Origin of the sequence: Salipaludibacillus sp. CF4.18 (genome assembly GCF_051262595.1) — a bacterium.
Classification (GTDB): Bacteria; Bacillota; Bacilli; order Bacillales; family Salisediminibacteriaceae; genus Salipaludibacillus; species Salipaludibacillus neizhouensis.
Map to the genome: position 1 here is coordinate 1 of NZ_JBIMEV010000052.1, position 18,956 is coordinate 18,956.

Consider the following 18,956-nt stretch of genomic DNA (forward strand, 5'->3'; position numbering starts at 1 on the left):
AACAATCACAAGCTACTTAAAGAACAACGGACCAACATTGTTGAAAGAGAAAGGGATTCCTCTGCTTAAAAAGGAGCTTGCGAAAAGAAAGGGTAAAAAATTGTAATGTCGAATGAACTATTTCAACCGGTACAAACTCTTAGACCTATTAATACCACATTAACATAAATTTCCAATCGTTTTTTAATTTATTTGAACTTACTACTTCTACAATCTAGTCCTATACAAAAAAAGGCGCAATTCTTATTACAGAATTGTGCCTTTTTTTTGCAGATCATTCTTCCATTGTATCTTAGTTTTGTACTGCGAAATAATTACTTTTTAGTGTTTTAATTTAATAGTTGCATCAAGTTTATTACGAATAGGATGTCAAAGCCAAGAAATTTTTTTAATATGGTTCAACATGAATATGGACATCAAAAACATCATAATCCTTCATCATGACTTGTTCTACACGGGTAGCAATATCATGTGCTTCTTTTATATCTAAAGCAGAACTAACGAGAATGACCACATCAATTATTTCATTGTTTCCGTAACTTCTACCTTTTATATCTTTTATTTCCTCAACTCCATCTAATTGGGAAATTAGATCTCGATAGAGTTGTAGCTTATTAACATCAAAACCATCGGAGAGTTCATGAGATGCTTGAGTAAATATCCCCCAAGCAGTTTTACATATTAAGAGTCCAACGATGAGGGCGGCGATTATGTCAAGCCAAGGCATATTCAACTGTGAACCAAATATACCTATAGCTACTCCAATACTTACCCAGGCATCAGAGATATTATCCTTTGCCGCGGCCATCACTGCCTTACTTTTTATTTTTTCAGCTAGCTTCTTGTTATAGCGATATACAAAATACATAATTACAGCAGAAATAAGACCTACATACCCAGCAAGAATGTCTGGAGATTCCTTACTGCCTTGAATAATGGAATTTACAGCACCAACCAGTACTTGGAAACCAACTGCTATCATGATAAAAGATGCAATCATGGAAGCAATTGTCTCGCTTTTCCAGTGCCCGTAGCTATGATCTTTATCTGGCGGTTTTTGGGCTAATTTTAAACCTATTAGTACCGCAATGGAAGCAATAATGTCCGTTGTATTGTTAAGACCATCTGCTCTCAAAGCTGCAGAATCACTTGTATTTCCAATGATTAATTTAATAATAGATAGGCATAGGTAAGCAGTAATACTAATAATTGCCCCGCGTTCGCCCAATTTTAAATCCTTGTACTTTTTCGCTTCCATGAGATTACCTCCACCGTTTGTAAAGCCATAACCATATTACCAAACTAAATTTGAGTGGGTCTATAGCAACCTTGTTGCCCATGACTGCACATGAAAGAAGTACGCAATTATTTTGCGTGCATGCAAACCAGTTAAACAAGGGGACGGTTCTCTGCTTCATTTCAACGGTGGGGATATTTGTTAATTAGACATGAGAAAATAAACATAACAAACTACCCTATGAAATGAATCCATTAAGATTCTTAATAAAACGCCTCTATTAAATTTTAGCTCTTTATATAAGATTTATTTAATGTACTCATCAAGGTTCACGACATATTTTATATCGTGAAGTTGTTTATTTAACTCATGTAGATAATCTCTAACAGCCTCTACTAATGTCGCAGTAACAAAGAATTCTTGAGACTCAAAATTCTGCCAAATGGAATAAATACGCCAATTATTATTGTCTTCATAAAGAAAATTTAGAATTACCTCATCATGGTCAATAGTGTCGTAGTTCATATTTATTCTATTTCCTTTTTGAATTTTTTCAAGCCATTCCCCCAATTGAATTCCTAGCTCAGCAACATTGATGTAAGGGTCATCGAAATATAGTTTTCCTTTAAGTGAAATTTTAAATTCACCTTCAATAAAGCCATTATTATAAGCTGCTTTATTTTCATAATCAGAGTTTAAAATAAACGAAAACTTAATCTCCATATATAATTACTCCCTCGGTCTCCTACTTCAGTAAACCTTGTATTTTTGGAAAAACTAGAAAGAGCGAAAGTGGAGATTTTGGCAGGAAAGCAGCCCACAGGAGCGAATTCGAACCCTTTGTTAGACGGAAACTTTTAAGGTCAATCACCAATCATTCGTTTTTCTACCTCGATTTTATTTCTCGGTCTCATCATACCAGCGTTCGAGCGATGTATTTCTGATGCGAACTTTTAAAAAATATCCTGTTCTTTATTATACAGTTGAAATTCTAAACATCATACATAATCGACAAGTCCGTGTCTCCAAGCGATGAACATCGATAAAACCGTTTGAAAGCCATATTGATCCAAGTAAAAAAAAGCTGCCATATAAAGGCAGCCCGTAAGGTAGATTCATATATGCAGCTTTAGACTATTTGTATTTTTAGTGCCCACTCAAGCCATCTTCTTTTAAGATAAAGATATATTATTTTATAATCCACTTACCTTTCTATTTTTTCAATAGAAACACCAGGGATGGATATACTCCCGCCCATTGTAGATTCATAAGTCAATAAGCCAGTAGAGATGCCCATGATCGTAATCGTATCATCTTCTAAAATTCTAGAATCAACAACAGATGATTCAAATTCAGCAAAAACCATAGTATCGTAATTATCATTAGCAGCCAATCTTATTTGAGTTATACCGTCACCTTCCATTACTTGAACAACCTTCCCATGAAATTTAACTTTTTCAAAAATATGGTCATCAGGATTTCTTGCTAGTTGATCATAGGTTATCCCTGTGTCGTAACCTTTCTTCTCTTCCTCTTCTGCCAATCTCTGCGCTTCAGCTTCAGCCTTTTCTTCTTCTTCTGCCTTTGCTTTTTCTTCGGCTTCTTTCTTAGCTTTAGCAGCAGCCTCTTCTGCTTCTTTCTTAGCCTTCGCTTCTTCTTCTTTTTTCTTTAGTTCTGCCTCTTTTTCTTTACGCTCGGCTTCTTTTAGTTGGAAAAATGGCTCCGCTTCTTTTACTTTAGCTTCCAACTCTTTTTTTTCTCCTTCAAGTGCTTTAACTTGCTTATTTATATCCGATAATTCCCCTTCAAGTGCTTTGACTTGCTTATTTGTATCCGAAATGGTGTCATTTAGAGTTGTTTTTTCTTGATCCAGTGCATCTACCTGCTCCTGAGAAGGGCCAAATATGCCTCCAATAATTAAAGCAATAAATGCTACTAAAATGTATCCCCATCTAAGTTTAACAAAGTCTAATACCTTTTCCATATGCAATTCTTCCTCTCTTATGTAGTATATTTATATCATAATATAAGTCCTACTATTTTCATAGAAAAATTTGCAAAAAATCTCTATATAATTCATTATTATTATTTTAATTAGAGGGTTTGGCAAGTAATGTCAGTATATACACGTATTTTTTTGACACATTTCATATCGAGTAGTTACTTATTTAACTCATGTAATAAGTTAAATCACTATTACTAAAGTCATAGGAAACATAGGGACGGTTCTCTGCTTCATAGACAGGATTGAGTAATCTTGGTTCACAAAAAAGTGCCCCCCAGTGCTGAAACGCACTAGGGGGAAAGAATCCACCATCTAATCTTAACAATATTCAACCAAATATCTTTTATAAAAGCTCAAGATAGCTAAAAAACGCACTTCATCAAGAAGTGCGTTGAATGTAAAACTATTATATTCATTCACAGAAACTCTTAAAGATCTCCCCCATTACGCTCAATCACCTTTAATACCCTCAGTGGTTGGAATCCATTGATATTTTGCTAAATCAATGAATCCATTTACTTCAACCTCTACGCCCTCATTTTCTAGGGATAACAATTGCTCGTTATAGGATTCCTCATTTGGAAGGGAAATCTGACCCTTGGCATTAATGACCCGATGCCAAGGGAGATGATGTTTCTTACTCATGGAATGTAATATACGAGCGACTTGGCGGGCAGCGCGATGATTCCCAGCCAGTCCTGCAATCTGTCCGTATGACATTACTCTCCCTTTAGGAATGTTTTGAATAATCTCAATCACTTTTTCAGTAAAGGGAGTCACTAGTAAGCCTCATTTCTAAAGTTGTTTTAAGAGCCTAGCGCTGATTGCACAAAGAATCAAATCAAGTCCTAAACATTTATCTAAAAGATACCAAGTATATTCTATCGATTTATTCCCTCGTACTGGAAGCTTTGTCTTCGGTTATTCGCTATACGCTTAGTTTGACTCTTTTGGCGGTTGGCACACGTCACATTTACGTTGGTTTTTATTTTTAAATCTCGTAAATGTTTTTTCAAAATTGTTATCACACGAACATTTAAACTGTAACCTTTGAGAAAAACCATGATATTCTGTCGATAGCAACTTACTTTCAGAATTGTTCTCCACAAATTCTTTAATTTTACCGATTGTCCATCGTTTATTCATTCTCTTACACCTCCATATTTATCGCTAGGCGGAGGCTTTACTTGGCATCCGTTTAATTATGAGCAAAAGCCGTAATTATCCTAAGTTGTTCATTATAACATGAGCTGGTACACAATCAAAAAGATCAATATTTTGCACAATGAGGAGAGGAACTTTCATCCGAATTTGATACATCGTCAAAGTATTCAACCCGTTTAATCACTCCTCCTCCACTCCCACCCATTTCTTTCTCCAGTCCACTCGTTCTTCTTCCTCGATTTGTTTCTCGAGTTTATCATCCCAACGTTCGAGCCATGTATTCCAGACACGAGCATAAAAAATATCCTGTTCTTTATTGTACAGTTGAAATTCCAGACATGCAGCATATTCGACCATCTGTGTCTCAAAGCGATGAACATCGGCAACAACTGTTTGATAGCCTTTTTCATCCAATCGGTTTTCTTGCTCGGAAAGGATCTCCAAAATTCGGACCTCATCAACTAGTTCCTGGTTTTGCACATATCGGTAGGCCGGGTATTCACCGTCTTTTTCCGGCATCGGTTCGTTCCTAGACTTCGGCCAAAAATCATCATGAGTGGCGCTGTAAAAAAGGTCTGTCTCCTCTTCATCCAGTGCTTCCTCAATGATGCCAGACTCTAACTGCTCTCGCCCTTTTCTTGTCAGCTTGAAGATTGATTTTTCCAGGGTGATCAATCCCCTGCGCTCCATATCTTCCATTAAATCGGCAACGAACAACTCCTCGACCAACAGCATTTCACTGATATTAGCAGCACGACGAATATCCGTCTTTTCAAAAGCAATCAGCATCATCTTCATCAAGATATCCATTTTCGAGCGCTTGACCCGTGTAAAGGAAGTATCAAAGATCTTAACGGGCACGCGCCATACAGCCGTCTCTTTGATTTCAACTGCCGGATTCTCAAGCAAACCAGCTCGTAACCGATTCATGATTTTATCCATGCTGAACCACCCCTTCAAGCTCACGTAATCCATCTTGTTTTTTGACCGCTTCTAATACGTGCGTATACATTTGTCGCGTATTTGCTTGTTTCGCTTTTTTGGTAAACATTTGTATACTACCGATTAAAACGAGCAATTCTTTTGCTCTCGACAGGGCAACATTTAATCGGCGATAGTCATTTGCAAAACCGATGTCTGCCTGTTTATTATCATGGTTTCGCACCATACTTAACAGAATTACATCCATTTCCATGCCTTGAAAACGGTCGACAGTTCCGGTTCGAACCGTCAAGTGATCCAAACGAAGTTCCTGATGGATCAAGCGGTCGATTTTTTTGACCTGTTCCCCGTAAAAACTAATGACACCAATGCTTTTCTTCTCATCAGCCTTCATTTTTCCTGTTTGCTTCGCTTGAGCTGTTGCTTCATCCAATTCCTTCAGAAAATCTTCAATTCTTCTCAATTCTGCGGAATTATACAGACTTTTTCCGCCTTTCATTCGCTCTTCGAAAAACAAAGGTTCATTCGGAACATCAAGCCATAAAAGATGATTATTTCGCTGAACAAGCGGTGATTCCAGCAAGTGATCACGTTGTGCAGCTGAATCCGTTAAACCACACTGAAGCCGCTCATTTTCCTGTTCATAAAACGGTGCAATAGCTTCCATAATATTTTCATGCATGCGGTATTGAATCGCAAGCATCGTTTTATTCTGTTTCGGTAAGCTTTTAAACAATCGTTCAAACAGTGATTCTTTCAACAGTTTTTTTAATTCCACTTTCCCTTCAAAGTCGTCACTATCATCCGCCATTTCCTGCAACGTCTCTTCTAGCGTATCGTTTCCTAATAAAGGCGGCAGCTGATGATGGTCCCCGACTAAGACGATTTTCTTCCCTTTTAGCATCGGCAAAAGGAGCTCCGGTGGGGTTGCTTTTGATACTTCATCGATGATCACGACATCAAATTCTGGATAGCTGTCGATAAAATCTTTTCGCGCAGAGGCCACGCAAGTCGTTCCAATCACGTTGGCATGTTTCACATAAAGCTTGCGAATTTCCTCTAAATCGTGTTCATTTGCCTCTTCTAACAGAGAGAGCCATTGCCCTTGAATCGACTGAAAAACAGGCAGTCTCTCTTTCTCTTTTTTTAAAGAATCCCACCTAAATGCAAGGCTCGCCCATTCCTTTAAGCGTTCTTCATGCTCGCTCTCCGGATCAGTCTCCAATATGTCATTTAAAAGGAGTTGTTCTTCTTGCTTCTGAGTGATCGAACTTTGCCATTGTTCGAGCTGGGCCTCAGTTTCACCGAGCTTCTTCTTTTCTTCTTGAAGCCGAACGCTTTCTTCTTCTTGTTTTTTGCGGTTCGTTTCAAGCTTCTCTTTCACTTGCTTATATTGCTCGTGTTTTTTCTTCAGTTCCAGCATTTTTTCTTCTTTTTTAGGAAGTAAATCTTTTGCGTTTGGAATTCGTTCTGCTGTCTCCAACATTTGCTTCAGACTCTCTTGAAGAGAATAAAGCGCTGAGTCCTCGTCTTTTTTTTCCCGCTGCCATTTTTCATGAGACATATTATTGACACTCTGCTTGTAGTGGAGTTGACCGAGCATTTTTTGTTTCACCTGTCCAAAGGCTTCCTGCGCCAACTGTTTATTCGTATCAAATGGCGTTAACCGTTCGGCTTTTTGCCGCACAAAGTGTCTCCTGCTGTATAAACCTTCCAGATCCGATACAAGCACCTGCACAGAGATTTGTTGTCCATTCAGTTTGCTTCTTAATTCATCTAAAAACTGGTCGATTTCATCCGCCGTATAAACGGATAATCGGTGGAGTGCCCGTTGCTGAATCTTGTCAGTCGGGGTTTGATGCTCGTTTAATCGCTGTTCAAGATAGGAAATCGCGCGGTTTAGCGTGTCATTGTATTCCTTTAATTTTTGGAATTGGTTAATTTCTTCACGAATGTCCTTTATCTCTTCAAATAACTGCTGAACATCTAACGTACGTTCGAGTTTTTGCTCTAGAACCATCCATCTCAGAGTATCGACTTGCTTGGATTCTGTTACTTTAATAATGAGAGCATCAGTTTGTTGTATAGCCTCGGCAAACTTTTCATATTCCGTAGTCGCTTGATCCAGTGTTTGCTTTTGTTCACTGATTTTCTCTTCAAGTGCTTGAACAGCAATGCTTTGTTGCAGCTTTTGGATCACCTGTTGATTGTCTTCGATTTCTTTTTTTATCGTGTCAGGTTCAGGTACCTCACGCAGAAAATTTTCATCTTCTTCTATCGAATCCGTCAACGTACGAAGAGTTTTTTCGATCTCCTGCACATCGCTCTGAGCATGTTGTTGCTCCTTTTCAGCATGATCCACTTTCTTTTTTTGTTCTTTCAAAAACGTTTCGATTTCGTGATGATGCTCTTTCGCTAACTTTTTCGCTTCGACCTCTGCTTCTAATCGTTCAAGCACCGGCTTTAGCCGCTCTTGTTCCGCTTCATTCTCCGTCCACTCTGTTTCTAGTTCTTTTTCGCGCTTATGTCGCGCTTCAAATTGAGTGGAGACTTCTTTTAACGTATGGTCCTTCCAATACTGACCTACGTTTTCTTCCATAAACTTTTTGCCTTCTTCTTCAATGCTTTCCGTACGACCTACTCTAAGAATACGAATATCCTTATTTTCCAACAATCGGCCGAGCGCATTATCAACTGCTAAATTCGATTGGGATGCAACGAGTGTACGAAGCCCTGCTCTCGCATTTTGCAGGCAAATTTCCGATATAACCGTTGTTTTTCCCGTTCCAGGTGGCCCTTGAATGACGTACAAATCTTCCGAAGCCACCGCACCTTGGACTGCTCCCTGCTGAAATTCATTCAATCGATTATGAAATTTGAGCGGAGCGATTTTTTTTGGCGTTTGAACGGGCGGCTTGTTTTCAAATAAAAGTTGTTCCAGCTCTGGATTGGCTGCCAGGCCATCTTCTAAATGTTTAAACCCTTGCCGTAACCGTTTCACCTGGCTTAATGCCGCAAAGTTACTGAAGATCACTTCTTTTTGAGGCAGGTCCAGCTGCTGCTCCCTTGCTCGTTTTTCCATATATTTATTGACTTCTACTTCGACTGTACGAGCGGAGCGATTCGCTTTCAGTACCTTCCCGATGTCTTGGTCAAGCCCCTTAAGCTTGACGCTCAAATTACGGAGTGATTTCCATTCCTTATCATTCAACTCGCATCCCTTGATCGTTACACGGCTGAAATCATCATTGAACGTTAGACTCGTAAAACGAGCGACCATGTCCGGTATATCCGCGGTACGCTCTTGAATTTTCAAATAGCCTTCCCAACTCGTCATTCGCTTTTTCACATATGTGGAAATTTCTTGCGCTACCGGCATGTCATGAAGCAAGTTTAGCAAGTCAAATGGGACCTGTCTCCCTCGTTGGTCGCTTAAATCAAACGTGAGATCGACTGATTGACGCCAGTTTGTTCGCACGGAGGAACGCGCTGATTTCTTCGTCACATTTGTCACAATAAAACAATCCTTCTCCACCACACAATGAAGAATGATCACAAGACGATCGTACATGTCGGCCAAACGCTTATTTTCCACATTATCAAAGAACAACGCGGCAGAAAGGGAACGATCCGCTGTCTGTGGATACTTTTCTATATATACACGAAACGATTTCTCCAACGAAAAAAACGAACGCTCTATTCCAAGCACGCCCATTTTGTCCTTTGCCTTATTTGTTAAGGTAATTGGACAACGATATGTCTTATTCAGTAACTTCATCATGTTCCACCTGCTTGCTATGAGATTGCCTGTTAAGGGATTGATCTCTATTATGTAATACGAATTATTCTGAAGGCAGAGAGCTAATTTGAGTGTCCTATTCATTTGAAAGCAACACTCTCTTGGAAAACAGTTTATTTAACTCTTTTATTTGGTTTTGTAATAACTCTCGTTTTCATCTAATACTAGATTATAGCATATGAACATCGATAGATATCAAGAAACAATTATGCAAATGGCCCTCCTGGAAATATCAGTGAGGTTTTAGCTAGTTGTTGAGAGATTTGTTGGTAACAAGGAACTGCACAGTTAAAGATTTAAATAGCCAGGTGAGAAACTTGAGGGGAAAGTATAGTATCACAGGAAACATTAGATAATTCACACAAAAAAATACGCCATCCTTTAAGCCATGACTGCAGTGAATAATATGTTTTTTCGAAAACGATAAAAATAAATTTATAAAGAAATTATCTGCCTATACTGAGTCTTCACTTTATCCTTTCTTGTTAAGAAAAATGCAAAGCGTCTTTTATTTATAACAGCGTGAACCTTCTTAACCATAGATTTTTAAAAGCTCGAAGTAGCGAATGCGGTGACTCCTGCGGGATTAGCAACGACTGAAGAGCGCACAGGGCGGACTTTCCCGACGAGGCTGAAGTCGTTGCCCGCGGAAAGCGTCGGCTAGAGCGTATTCGAGCCTTCTGTTCTAAAACCTACAGCAATCTCCATAAATCAAGAATTATCTGAATTCCGACCTGTTAAAAAACCTAACTCCTCTGCGCATGAGCATATTCATACATGGAGAATCAAGAAACACACATCACTGACTTCCCTCTATAATCATCTTTCTTATCTCAGCCTTTGAACTCGTTCGATACAATTTGCGTTTCAACTGTCCAAGACGCTCAGTATCCTGAATGGATGTCACTTTTTTATAAAGATCTTCTGCTTCTTCACGAATGTTTTCTTCTAAAAAATAGTGAATATCTTCCTGATTTTGAAGTAGTCTTCCTTCTTGTCTTCCCTCTTGTTTCCCTTCTTTTAGGATTTCTTCTCTCAAACTCATGATCATTTTGCTCCCTTCAGGATAGATATGTTCGATTCGTTTACTGAACTGTTTCACCTCAGCTTGACTTAAGTTTTTCTTTACATTAAAAATATAGTTAATTAACGTTTGAAAGTATGCCGTTCTCGTGTCTTTATCCTCAAGTTCCTGAAGTGCCTCTACTGAGCGTTCAAGAGTCTTAAATAATTCGGCTGTATTAGCTTTGAATATATCTCGAAATACCTCCATCAAAATCCGTAACTGCACATTTCCTTTCACGTCAGCATTAGAATAAGTTGTTAAGTCAAAAAGAATATACTCGTAATTCGGAATATATTGTTTTACTTTTGAATCGAGCTGATCATACCCTTGGACCAAGTCAGAAAATTGAGTAGACGTATTCCACCGAGATCTTCCATGCGCAATGACCAAGGGAATAATCAGTGGGAGCTGATCCTCGTCCGATCGCTTCCAAATCTCAACCATATACGTTAGTAGCTGTAATGCCACTTTTAAACTTCGATAGCTTTTGTGCTCAAATAGAAAATAAACATACCCCATCCTGTTGTCAATCTTTGCTCGAAACAGTAAATCTGAAAATGATTCTGTTAAATCATCTCGAACGAAGCTGTCTTTCTACGCTTCCAATGAATCGATATCTACAGAGGCAAGCACATCTTGCGGCAAATAATGTTCAAGAAAACTCCTCGTAACATCGACCTTACCAAACGTTTCCTTGAAAAAAGAATCATGCGACTTTTGATTATCCATTCGGGTCTTCCTTTCGTTTAGTTTACCACGAAAATCAAATAAACAAACGATACGTATTACATCGTTCATACGCCTAAAAAATTCCCACCCTTAGATATATTGGAAGTTTCTGTCCAAGAGCCACATGTGGTTATTAATATTATATCCCTGTAGATTTCCATTGTCCACAAAATGCGAATGTATGTTCCTTATATAGTATTGCTAAACTATCCGGATGAAGCAGAGAACCGTCCCCTGCTTTACTAGATTTTTTTCCGATTATGCCATATAATTCACTTAAATTCGTCTGAGGGGATATCTATATGAAGCGTAAAATAATTCGTTATATTTTTCCTATCTTTATCACTTTCGTCTTTGCTTTTTTGTTCTTCTTTAAAGACGGAATTATTCTTGATTCTGTAGGTATTCATTTCGAAATACCTTTCGGGAAAACAGTTGAGGTCCCAAATACTTATTCCTTAGTAGACGCGAATAAAAACGGCATTCCGGATCCTATTGATATCGTCAACGCTGCCAGAATGGAATCAGAACAGAGAACTAAATATAAAAGCGCCTACTATGCAGGTGGCTATCCCCCTGAGAACGAAGGGGTTTGTACGGATGTTATTTGGCGGGGACTAATGAATGCTGGGATTTCTTTAAAAGTGTTGATGGACGAGGATATACATGCGAACACTGAACTGTATCCAAGAGTAAATGGGCATCCGGACACTAATATTGATTTCCGGCGCGTCCCAAATCAATATGTGTATTTTGAGCGTTTTGCAGAGTCGAAAACGAAGGAATTAATCCCGGGTGACGTGGAGAATCTAAAAGAATGGCAGCCCGGTGATATCGTTCTTTATTTGGAAGGTTTCCATCATGTCGGTATTATTTCCGATAAACGTGCAAAAGATGGCACGCCTTATTTGATTCACAATACCCGTCCGTTTGCAGCGGAAGTAAACTAACTTCAATAAGCACCCCGATTGCTGGTCATTATCGGTGGGATTATGCCTCTCATTAATAAAGCGAGCAACTGTCGATAAGTCGCCCGCTTTATAGAGTTGTTTTTTATAGTCGGATTCATGCCTCATATTTCATCGTGGTGTCTTTTGTTAGCTATTTTTATTTACAGATGCATCATAAATAGAGTCCACCGCTTCTTTTAACGCTGCATTAAATTCTTCGTCAGACTGATTTACATTTAAGTTTTCACTTAATGCTCTGGAGAAGCTTGCGATTAATCCTTCGTTATTTTTTAGTTTTGCATTAGCTTCGTCTCTGGAATAGCCACCAGATAAAGCGACTACCCGAACAACTTGAGGATGATCGATAAGCTCTTTATAGTGATTAGCAATCGTAGGAATGGTAAGCTTCAATATCACAAGTTCATTCTTTTTTAATTGATCAAGCTGTTTTTTGACTTCCTGTTTTAATATCTCTTCTGATTGCTCTTTATCGGCACTATGAATATCCACTTCCGGCTCAATGATTGGAACAAGCCCTGCATCGATAATCTTTTTACCGATTTCAAATTGCTGATCCACTACTTCTTGAATCCCATCTTTGTTTGCTTCTTGAATGACAGACCTCATTTTTGTCCCGAACATCCCACGCTGGTTAGCTCTTTCCAGTGTTTCACTGAGATTATCGATTGGTTTCATCTTATGAACACCGTTAGAAAGCTCGGCAAGTCCTTTATCAACTTTAAGGAATGGGGCAATTCCCTTTTTCTCAGCTAAATACTGTCCGGTATATTTTCCTTCAATTTCACGATCCGTTGTTTGCTCAAATAAAATCGAACCGAGAATATAATCCGAATCAAATGCTGGCGCAGTAATAATTCGAGTTCTCATTTCATGTACAAGATCAAACATTTCCTCCTCTGTGGAATAGTCATTTTCAGATACACCATAAGCTGCAAGCGCCTTTGGTGTACTTCCACCACTTTGATCAAGCGCCGCGATAAAACCTTTTCCATTTCTCATTCTTTCTAAGTATCTCTCCTGCATTCATCTCACTCCTTTAAAGTTGGAAACAAGGGGACGGTTCTCTGCTTCATTGACTTGGCAATGGAGAAGTACTAGTATGCTTCACATATACAAAGTAGATTCCAATTAATACTTTTCCCAGCGGCATGAGTCTCTAACCTTTCCCATACGAATTACTGATTATTAAGTCTGTAATCATATTCCTATTGTATTTTCGGTCGTTTACGACCATTCGAGACCAGGTCATTATTATTTTTTCCTAATCTGTATTTGAATAAACGAATGTTTGAACATGAACAAAATTTACCGGGTTTACTTCTTCAGTTAAGGCAAGATACTAAGCACCATAGTTTTCAAAGTTAACAAAAATTTACTTTATCATAATTAATTAGGAGCTGGTAGAATGGAAAAACTAGAAATTGGTAACGTGTTCACCATAAGTGATGAAAACACGGAGGATCAGGAAGTTGAAGTTTTAGGTACAATGGAACTAGATGATAACGAATATGTTGCCGTAAGTTTTGTTGACGAGTTGGAGCAGGAAAGTGAAGAGGTTGATGTGTTCTTTTTAAAGGTCGACAATAATGGTGCTATCTCAGCGATTGACAGTGATGAGGAGTTTGAAAAGGTTTCTTCAAGTTTTGATGAACAAATGGACCAGTTTGAATAGAAACAAGGGGACGGTTCTCTGCTTCATTGGCACCAGGGAATAGTCTTTCTCAAGATGTAAAAGGTAAAATAAGAAAACCATCTTAGGTAGGAAAGGAATCTGCTGATTACTAACATGTCACTTTAAATCACTCTAAGTGAATGCTTTCAGCCTCCTATGCCAGTAATTCTATGATGCAGCATCCGCCGATATCCCAGGTACACGAAGAAAAGGAACTGTCTCATGCCCAATTGAGACAGTTCTTCTTCCCTTTATTCGACTCTTTGCCTTCTCATCCATTGTGTTGCGGCCCATTTATCTCCTACTATAATTGGTGCCCCGCCATGCAATGTTAACTCATTTAAAGCATGGTCATCATAGAAATATTCGAAATAAACAGCCATCCCCTTTTTTGGAGTTACTGAAAAGTTTAGTTTAGGAAAATAAGTTTCGCCGCCTTCTTCTACATCGTTTAAGTACATAACCAATGTGCTGATTCTTGGATTACGAACGGCTTTATGTGCAGAGGAGAAAAAGTCATAATGAGCTTTATACTCCTGCCCAATTTTATAATTAAGAATTTGAAGACCTTCTCCATGCTCATAAGGTATATTCATGATTTGTGAGGTTCTTTTTTCAATTCTCGTCACAAGGTCACTTTCATTTTCCTGAAAAAACATGCTGCTGCTAGTTCGCAAATCCTCTACTTCACGTGAATTTCCGATTTTTGAACGCTTCACTCTGTCTATCGACAAGCTAATTAGCTCATCACATTCTTCCGGACTTAACACATTTCCTAAAACCATGATTAGTGGTTCTTCTAATCTCGTGATGATATCTATCACTCTATCTTCTAAAATTATTTTATTTCCAGTGTGATGAAAAATAGTTTGTTCTTTAACCTTTAATTCTTTAACCTTTAATTCTTTAGCCTCCATTGTCAATTTTCATCAACCTTCACAGTTTATTTTTTAAATTTTCAGAAAACAACCTCCAATTCATTTTACACCCACACTCGTTTGGAAACAAGGGGACGGTTCTGTGCTTCATTGGCAATGGTAGAGGTAATTTGACTTGATGATGTGGAAATAAACACAAATAAGACCCTTCCCATAAGGAAAAGAGTCCCAAAATCCAAAAATACGGTTACGTTTTCCCTCACCCTTCCTCGCCCTTCACGATGAACAAGTATAATATTGCAAACTATTTCCCTCTCTTTCTAGTAGTAACATCAAAGATAACAGCTAGCGCCAATACACTACCTCGAATGATATATTGGGGGGCAATCCCTACTCCCATCAAGTTCATTCCGTTAGTTAGAGATGCCATAACTACCGCCCCAATAATAGCTCCAGTCGCCCTCACCAACACCTCCCGCATGTTGCAAGGTGCTTACGATACAGAGTATACGTTCAATCATTTACATTCATCACGTTCTTTTTTAAAAATTCAATCAAGTAGATGAACTTCATCATCTACGTGAATGTCCCCAGTTTTTATTACAGAAGCATAAACACCAAAATTATTATTTCTTTCTTTAATAAGCGTTTTATGTAAACTCGAATCTCGTTCGGCATTACCAGGATCAACAGTGATAATCATACACCTTTCACAATGTCCTACGAATTCCAATTCTACTTCTGATCCTATTTTAATACGTCGGCCAATCCATTCTTCCTCAATAAAAGGTCTCTTTTCCTTTAATGATAGAAATAAATTAGGACGAAATCGTCTCAAATTAACTTCTTCTTTCCCCCATAGTTCTTTCAACTTATCTAATGAAGCATCTGTTGCAAGTAAAATGTGTTCTACTGCAATTGGTCCAATAGGTACATGTGATGGCGTATATTTCCTAGTAGAAATTTTTCGTTTTGATTTGCTTTCCATTTCTTCTATTAATTCTTGATCTTCCCAATCCAAAACCTTCCCCTCAGGCGTGATTACTTCGACTTTTGGAAATTTGTCCAATGATTCTTCTCCCACAAATCTCGCTTTATATCGTACCATTTCTTGGAATTGCGTTATAGTTAAGGAATCTCCTTTTTTTGTATCGTCTAAATAAGCATGGCTACGATCCCCATATAAACCATATTCCATTATTTTGTTTTTTTGTACACTTTCTCCACGAAAAGACTTTACTGGATGACGAACAATTTCTTTTATATGACCGATTAACATTGCATTCACTCCTTATCTAACCATGAGTTTAACAGAGCACACTCTTCTACTGCAAACTAATAATAGAGCGTTCTGGACTGTGTTAATGAATCCATACTATATTCATTTCATGGATTTACATAAAGCTTATGAAATAGCTGACTTACCATGGGGAATATTTTGTTTTTAGATTATTTAAACTTCCCATCCATTATTGTTTAAGGAACGAGCTATTGTAGAGCAAATAAAAAACAACCTTTGAGAAAGGCTGTCTACGTAAACTAACTTTTTCTTTTTCAAGAAAATATTTAATATTCAAACATAAATTAAATGACAGACATATCCACTCATATTACTATAAGAAAAGTTGAATAATAACATTATCACTATGATGGATGGAGGAAAATTATGAAGAAGAAAAACCTATTTGAGCAGCAAATGGACAATGTAAAAGAGGAAACTAACAGTTCAGCAGTTTTAAATGACGTCGTTGATACTGAATTTGAACAGCACCCAGGACAGAATGAAAGCCTTCTAGACGACAGCCCCCTCACGCCTGTTCAAGAAGCTGGAATAAAACAAAGGGACGGTTCTCTGCTTCCTTTTCACCGATGGGGTAATCTTGGCTCGACCTAGCAAAAAAATAGCCGTAAAAAAGACCCTTCCCGTGGAAAGAGTCTACGTTTTACCAATTATTTTCGTCCAGTTTTCGTAAATGGGAATAGAGGATTTCTAGATAACTTTCAGCACCTAACATTCCAACTCACCGGCATTTATTTGATCATGGATAGACGGACGCCCAACATCTCACTCCAAACAATTCTAATAACTTATATCCAACCTACTAATCAAATAATTTCGTTCATTCACACTAAACTAATTCAGATTGAATTGTAAATAAAAGAATTATTATAACCTGTTTATTAGATATAAAAATTTAAAAAAACTTTCATTCTTATAAAAATCAACCATCTATACCTTAATAACATCAAGTCCTCTGTCATTAATTTGTTGGACAAGCGTTCCATCAATATTGCTATCGGTAATCAAGTAATCAATGACATCCAAATCACTAAACTTGGAAAAGGACCTAATCCCAATCTTACTGCAATCAATCATAATATAAACGGTTCCTGCATTCTCAATCATTTTTTTCTTGATACTCGCTTGCTGTTCATCCGAGTCTGTAAGTCCCCGCTCCAAATGTAAACCCTTACAAGAAACAAAAGCCTTATCTACGTGATAAGTATCCATTGCAGATTCAGCTAACAGCCCAACATAGGAGAGGGAATTAGACAACAAAATCCCACCTGTTGAAATCACAGTTACACGTTCTTTCTTCGCTAAAACCATGGCTACTTTAACAGAATTGGTCAAAACAGTTATGGCTATATCAGGTAATACTTTAGCCATATAACAAGCAGTCGTGCTTGCATCAAGGATAATTTTATCGCCTTCTTTGACATACTCTACTGCCTTAAGCGCAATTTCTTGTTTCTCTTCTACGTTCATCGTTTCTCTTTCAGAAAAAGGAATTTCTATTGAATCATCATCCGGAGTGAGATGAATTGCCCCGCCATGACTTCGAATTAATTTTTTATCATATTCCAGCTTTTCCAGATCTCTTCGAATGGTCTCTTCAGAAACAGAGAACATTTCACTCAATTCCGATACACGAACGCTTTTTTTATCATTAACAAGTTGTACAAGCTTTTGTTGCCTTTCCGCTAAAAGCATTTCCCCCCTACTTTCTATCGTTTACTTGGTTTGGTAACGCTTTCTCACCCCTGTTAAAATTGGCTCCTTCATCGTTATTTCAAACATCTAAGATTCAATAACGAGAGGAACCATTTACATACACAATATTCAACTAACATTTAGTTTCTTTTTTAAACATAACTGTTTCTACTAACGAATCCCTAGATTATAAACCTAATAGATTAGGCAAGAATAAACTAATCTGCGGTACAAAGGTAACTACTAACAAGAGTATAAATATCGCTAAATAAAATGGCATCAATGGTTTGATTAACTTCTCTATATTCACTTTAGCAATACTCGACCCAACGAACAGTCCTGTACCAACAGGTGGTGTAATCGTACCAACACACAAGTTTAAGATAAAGAACATACCGAAATGTACGGGATCTATCCCTAAATCTAATGCGATCGGCAGAAAAATGGGAGTAAAAATTAAAATCGCTGGTGCGACATCCATCACAGTCCCAATCAGGATTAAGACAAGTGTGATAATTAGTAAAATGATAATAGGATTGTCCGAGAAACCCAACACTAAATTACTTAAAGCTTCTGGAATTCCCGTAAATGCCATGGTAAAAGACATGAGGGAAGACGCTGCAATTAGAAACATAATAATCCCGGTCATTTCCACAGCTTTAACAAACACATGTGGTAATTGATTCACTTTTAATGTTCTATAATATACTAATGCTAAAAATAAAGAATAAATGACACATACTGCCGATGCTTCGATCGCTGAAAATACACCTGTGAGTATCCCACCAATAACAATAACGATGAGAAATAAACTTGGAATGGCATCAATAACGATCTTTTTCACATTTTGATTGCTATTTTTAGCTGCAATTGGATAGTTGTTCTTTTTAGCAATTATATATGCAACAACCATGATTGTGAACATCCAAAGTAACCCGATGACGGCACCAGCCATAAATAAAGCGGCTATAGAGGTACCTCCACTTATTAACGAAAAAATAATAAATGCTGTACTAGGAGGTATAACCATCCCCACTGGCGCGGATGCAATGTTTACTGCTGCAGCAAACTTTCTATCATAACCTTCTTTTTCTTGCAGTGGAACCATTACCCCACCAATTGCAGTAGATGCTGCAATCGCAGAGCTTGAAATCGATCCAAATAATCCATTTCCGATAATGTTCGTGTGCGCTAATGAGCCTGGAATTCTACCACCAATTAACTTAGCTAAATCAATCAGTTTATGAGCAATTCCACCATGGTTCATGATAATCCCTGACAGGATGAAAAATGGCACCGCTACTAAAGAAAAGCTATCTAAACTCGCCACCATTTTTTGAGCAGAAGTGAAAACTGCGATATCGAGTGGTAATGCTAATAAAATTGCTGATAGTGCTGCTATCGCTACACTAATTGCAATAGGTATTCCGAGCGCCAATAAAAGAGCAAAGACGAGGACTAAAATCAAACTGGCTTCCATTACCATAACATTCACCTG

The 18,956-nt window shown here is 37.9% G+C and carries 15 protein-coding genes and 2 pseudogenes; 3 read left to right on the forward strand and 14 right to left on the reverse strand.

Annotated elements, in window-relative coordinates:
• Nucleotides 1-388: 388 nt before the first annotated feature.
• From ACHABW_RS20960 to ACHABW_RS20995, 8 genes and pseudogenes are all read right to left on the reverse strand, one after another.
• Entirely contained in the window at nucleotides 389-1,258 is an 870-nt protein-coding gene (locus ACHABW_RS20960) for a cation diffusion facilitator family transporter (RefSeq protein WP_435758248.1), read from the reverse strand.
• 285 nt (nucleotides 1,259-1,543) lie between these two features.
• The gene (locus tag ACHABW_RS20965; RefSeq protein ID WP_435758250.1) at nucleotides 1,544-1,960 is read right to left on the reverse strand and encodes a hypothetical protein; all 417 of its coding nucleotides are present in this window, start codon (nucleotides 1,958-1,960) and stop codon (nucleotides 1,544-1,546) included.
• 481 nt (nucleotides 1,961-2,441) lie between these two features.
• Entirely contained in the window at nucleotides 2,442-3,221 is a 780-nt protein-coding gene (locus ACHABW_RS20970; protein ID WP_435758252.1) for a coiled-coil domain-containing protein, read from the reverse strand.
• Nucleotides 3,222-3,692: 471 nt separating this feature from the next.
• Nucleotides 3,693-4,022 (reverse strand): MGMT family protein, encoded by a 330-nt coding sequence (locus ACHABW_RS20975; RefSeq protein WP_435758254.1) that lies wholly within the window; start codon nucleotides 4,020-4,022, stop codon nucleotides 3,693-3,695.
• Between the two features lie 156 nt (nucleotides 4,023-4,178).
• Nucleotides 4,179-4,388 (reverse strand): hypothetical protein, encoded by a 210-nt coding sequence (locus tag ACHABW_RS20980; RefSeq protein WP_435758256.1) that lies wholly within the window; start codon nucleotides 4,386-4,388, stop codon nucleotides 4,179-4,181.
• 198 nt (nucleotides 4,389-4,586) lie between these two features.
• Entirely contained in the window at nucleotides 4,587-5,348 is a 762-nt protein-coding gene (locus tag ACHABW_RS20985) for a hypothetical protein (protein WP_435758258.1), read from the reverse strand.
• Nucleotides 5,341-9,126: a DEAD/DEAH box helicase gene (locus ACHABW_RS20990; RefSeq protein ID WP_435758303.1), complete on the reverse strand. Its 3,786-nt coding sequence runs from the start codon at nucleotides 9,124-9,126 to the stop codon at nucleotides 5,341-5,343. Before ACHABW_RS20990 ends, ACHABW_RS20985 begins: the two co-directional genes overlap by 8 nt.
• Nucleotides 9,127-9,946: 820 nt before the next feature.
• Nucleotides 9,947-11,011, reverse strand: a pseudogene (locus tag ACHABW_RS20995) (Rpn family recombination-promoting nuclease/putative transposase).
• 233 nt (nucleotides 11,012-11,244) lie between these two features.
• Here ACHABW_RS20995 and ACHABW_RS21000 point away from each other — a divergent pair.
• Nucleotides 11,245-11,892: a DUF1287 domain-containing protein gene (locus tag ACHABW_RS21000; RefSeq protein ID WP_435758260.1), complete on the forward strand. Its 648-nt coding sequence runs from the start codon at nucleotides 11,245-11,247 to the stop codon at nucleotides 11,890-11,892.
• A 147-nt stretch (nucleotides 11,893-12,039) separates the two neighbouring features.
• Here ACHABW_RS21000 and ACHABW_RS21005 read toward each other — a convergent pair whose 3' ends face one another.
• Nucleotides 12,040-12,936, reverse strand: a complete 897-nt coding sequence (locus ACHABW_RS21005; protein WP_435758262.1) for a fructose bisphosphate aldolase — start codon at nucleotides 12,934-12,936, stop codon at nucleotides 12,040-12,042.
• A 382-nt stretch (nucleotides 12,937-13,318) separates the two neighbouring features.
• Between ACHABW_RS21005 and ACHABW_RS21010 the strand changes: the two genes are divergently transcribed.
• Entirely contained in the window at nucleotides 13,319-13,585 is a 267-nt protein-coding gene (locus tag ACHABW_RS21010) for a DUF1292 domain-containing protein (RefSeq protein ID WP_435758264.1), read from the forward strand.
• 251 nt (nucleotides 13,586-13,836) lie between these two features.
• Here the strand turns inward: ACHABW_RS21010 and ACHABW_RS21015 are convergent, their stop codons facing one another.
• The 3 genes and pseudogenes from ACHABW_RS21015 to ACHABW_RS21025 all read right to left on the reverse strand — a co-directional run bounded on the left by ACHABW_RS21015 (nucleotide 13,837) and on the right by ACHABW_RS21025 (nucleotide 15,742).
• Complete coding sequence (locus ACHABW_RS21015; RefSeq protein WP_435758305.1) at nucleotides 13,837-14,502, reverse strand: 2OG-Fe(II) oxygenase; 666 nt, start codon at nucleotides 14,500-14,502, stop codon at nucleotides 13,837-13,839.
• 265 nt (nucleotides 14,503-14,767) lie between these two features.
• Nucleotides 14,768-14,945: pseudogene (locus tag ACHABW_RS21020) on the reverse strand (sugar ABC transporter permease); the annotation flags it as partial.
• 68 nt (nucleotides 14,946-15,013) lie between these two features.
• On the reverse strand, nucleotides 15,014-15,742 hold the full coding sequence (locus tag ACHABW_RS21025; protein ID WP_435758266.1) for an MOSC domain-containing protein: 729 nt from the start codon (nucleotides 15,740-15,742) through the stop codon (nucleotides 15,014-15,016).
• 387 nt (nucleotides 15,743-16,129) lie between these two features.
• Here ACHABW_RS21025 and ACHABW_RS21030 point away from each other — a divergent pair, with 387 nt between their 5' ends.
• A complete protein-coding gene (locus ACHABW_RS21030; protein ID WP_435758268.1) occupies nucleotides 16,130-16,357 on the forward strand; it encodes a hypothetical protein in 228 nt (75 codons plus the stop codon).
• Nucleotides 16,358-16,693: 336 nt separating this feature from the next.
• Here ACHABW_RS21030 and ACHABW_RS21035 read toward each other — a convergent pair whose 3' ends face one another.
• Both ACHABW_RS21035 and ACHABW_RS21040 read right to left on the reverse strand, forming a co-directional pair.
• On the reverse strand, nucleotides 16,694-17,458 hold the full coding sequence (locus ACHABW_RS21035; protein WP_435758270.1) for a DeoR/GlpR family DNA-binding transcription regulator: 765 nt from the start codon (nucleotides 17,456-17,458) through the stop codon (nucleotides 16,694-16,696).
• A gap of 187 nt (nucleotides 17,459-17,645) precedes the next feature.
• Nucleotides 17,646-18,944 carry a TRAP transporter large permease gene (locus ACHABW_RS21040; RefSeq protein ID WP_435758272.1) on the reverse strand — a complete coding sequence of 433 codons (1,299 nt, stop codon included), beginning with the start codon at nucleotides 18,942-18,944 and terminating at the stop codon, nucleotides 17,646-17,648.
• Nucleotides 18,945-18,956: the final 12 nt, after the last annotated feature.

What these genes read in the sequence shown, in the direction of transcription:
- ACHABW_RS20960 (WP_435758248.1), bottom strand. Translation starts at nt 1,258, where the DNA reads ATGGAAGCGAAAAAGTACAAGGATTTAAAATTGGGCGAACGCGGGGCA.
- ACHABW_RS20985 (WP_435758258.1), bottom strand. Translation starts at nt 5,348, where the DNA reads ATGGATAAAATCATGAATCGGTTACGAGCTGGTTTGCTTGAGAATCCG.
- ACHABW_RS21040 (WP_435758272.1), bottom strand. Translation starts at nt 18,944, where the DNA reads ATGGTAATGGAAGCCAGTTTGATTTTAGTCCTCGTCTTTGCTCTTTTA.
- ACHABW_RS20980 (WP_435758256.1), bottom strand. Translation starts at nt 4,388, where the DNA reads ATGAATAAACGATGGACAATCGGTAAAATTAAAGAATTTGTGGAGAAC.
- ACHABW_RS21030 (WP_435758268.1), top strand. Translation starts at nt 16,130, where the DNA reads ATGAAGAAGAAAAACCTATTTGAGCAGCAAATGGACAATGTAAAAGAG.
- ACHABW_RS20965 (WP_435758250.1), bottom strand. Translation starts at nt 1,960, where the DNA reads ATGGAGATTAAGTTTTCGTTTATTTTAAACTCTGATTATGAAAATAAA.
- ACHABW_RS21025 (WP_435758266.1), bottom strand. Translation starts at nt 15,742, where the DNA reads ATGTTAATCGGTCATATAAAAGAAATTGTTCGTCATCCAGTAAAGTCT.
- ACHABW_RS20970 (WP_435758252.1), bottom strand. Translation starts at nt 3,221, where the DNA reads ATGGAAAAGGTATTAGACTTTGTTAAACTTAGATGGGGATACATTTTA.
- ACHABW_RS21015 (WP_435758305.1), bottom strand. Translation starts at nt 14,502, where the DNA reads ATGGAGGCTAAAGAATTAAAGGTTAAAGAATTAAAGGTTAAAGAACAA.
- ACHABW_RS21010 (WP_435758264.1), top strand. Translation starts at nt 13,319, where the DNA reads ATGGAAAAACTAGAAATTGGTAACGTGTTCACCATAAGTGATGAAAAC.
- ACHABW_RS21005 (WP_435758262.1), bottom strand. Translation starts at nt 12,936, where the DNA reads ATGCAGGAGAGATACTTAGAAAGAATGAGAAATGGAAAAGGTTTTATC.
- ACHABW_RS21035 (WP_435758270.1), bottom strand. Translation starts at nt 17,458, where the DNA reads ATGCTTTTAGCGGAAAGGCAACAAAAGCTTGTACAACTTGTTAATGAT.
- ACHABW_RS21000 (WP_435758260.1), top strand. Translation starts at nt 11,245, where the DNA reads ATGAAGCGTAAAATAATTCGTTATATTTTTCCTATCTTTATCACTTTC.
- ACHABW_RS20990 (WP_435758303.1), bottom strand. Translation starts at nt 9,126, where the DNA reads ATGAAGTTACTGAATAAGACATATCGTTGTCCAATTACCTTAACAAAT.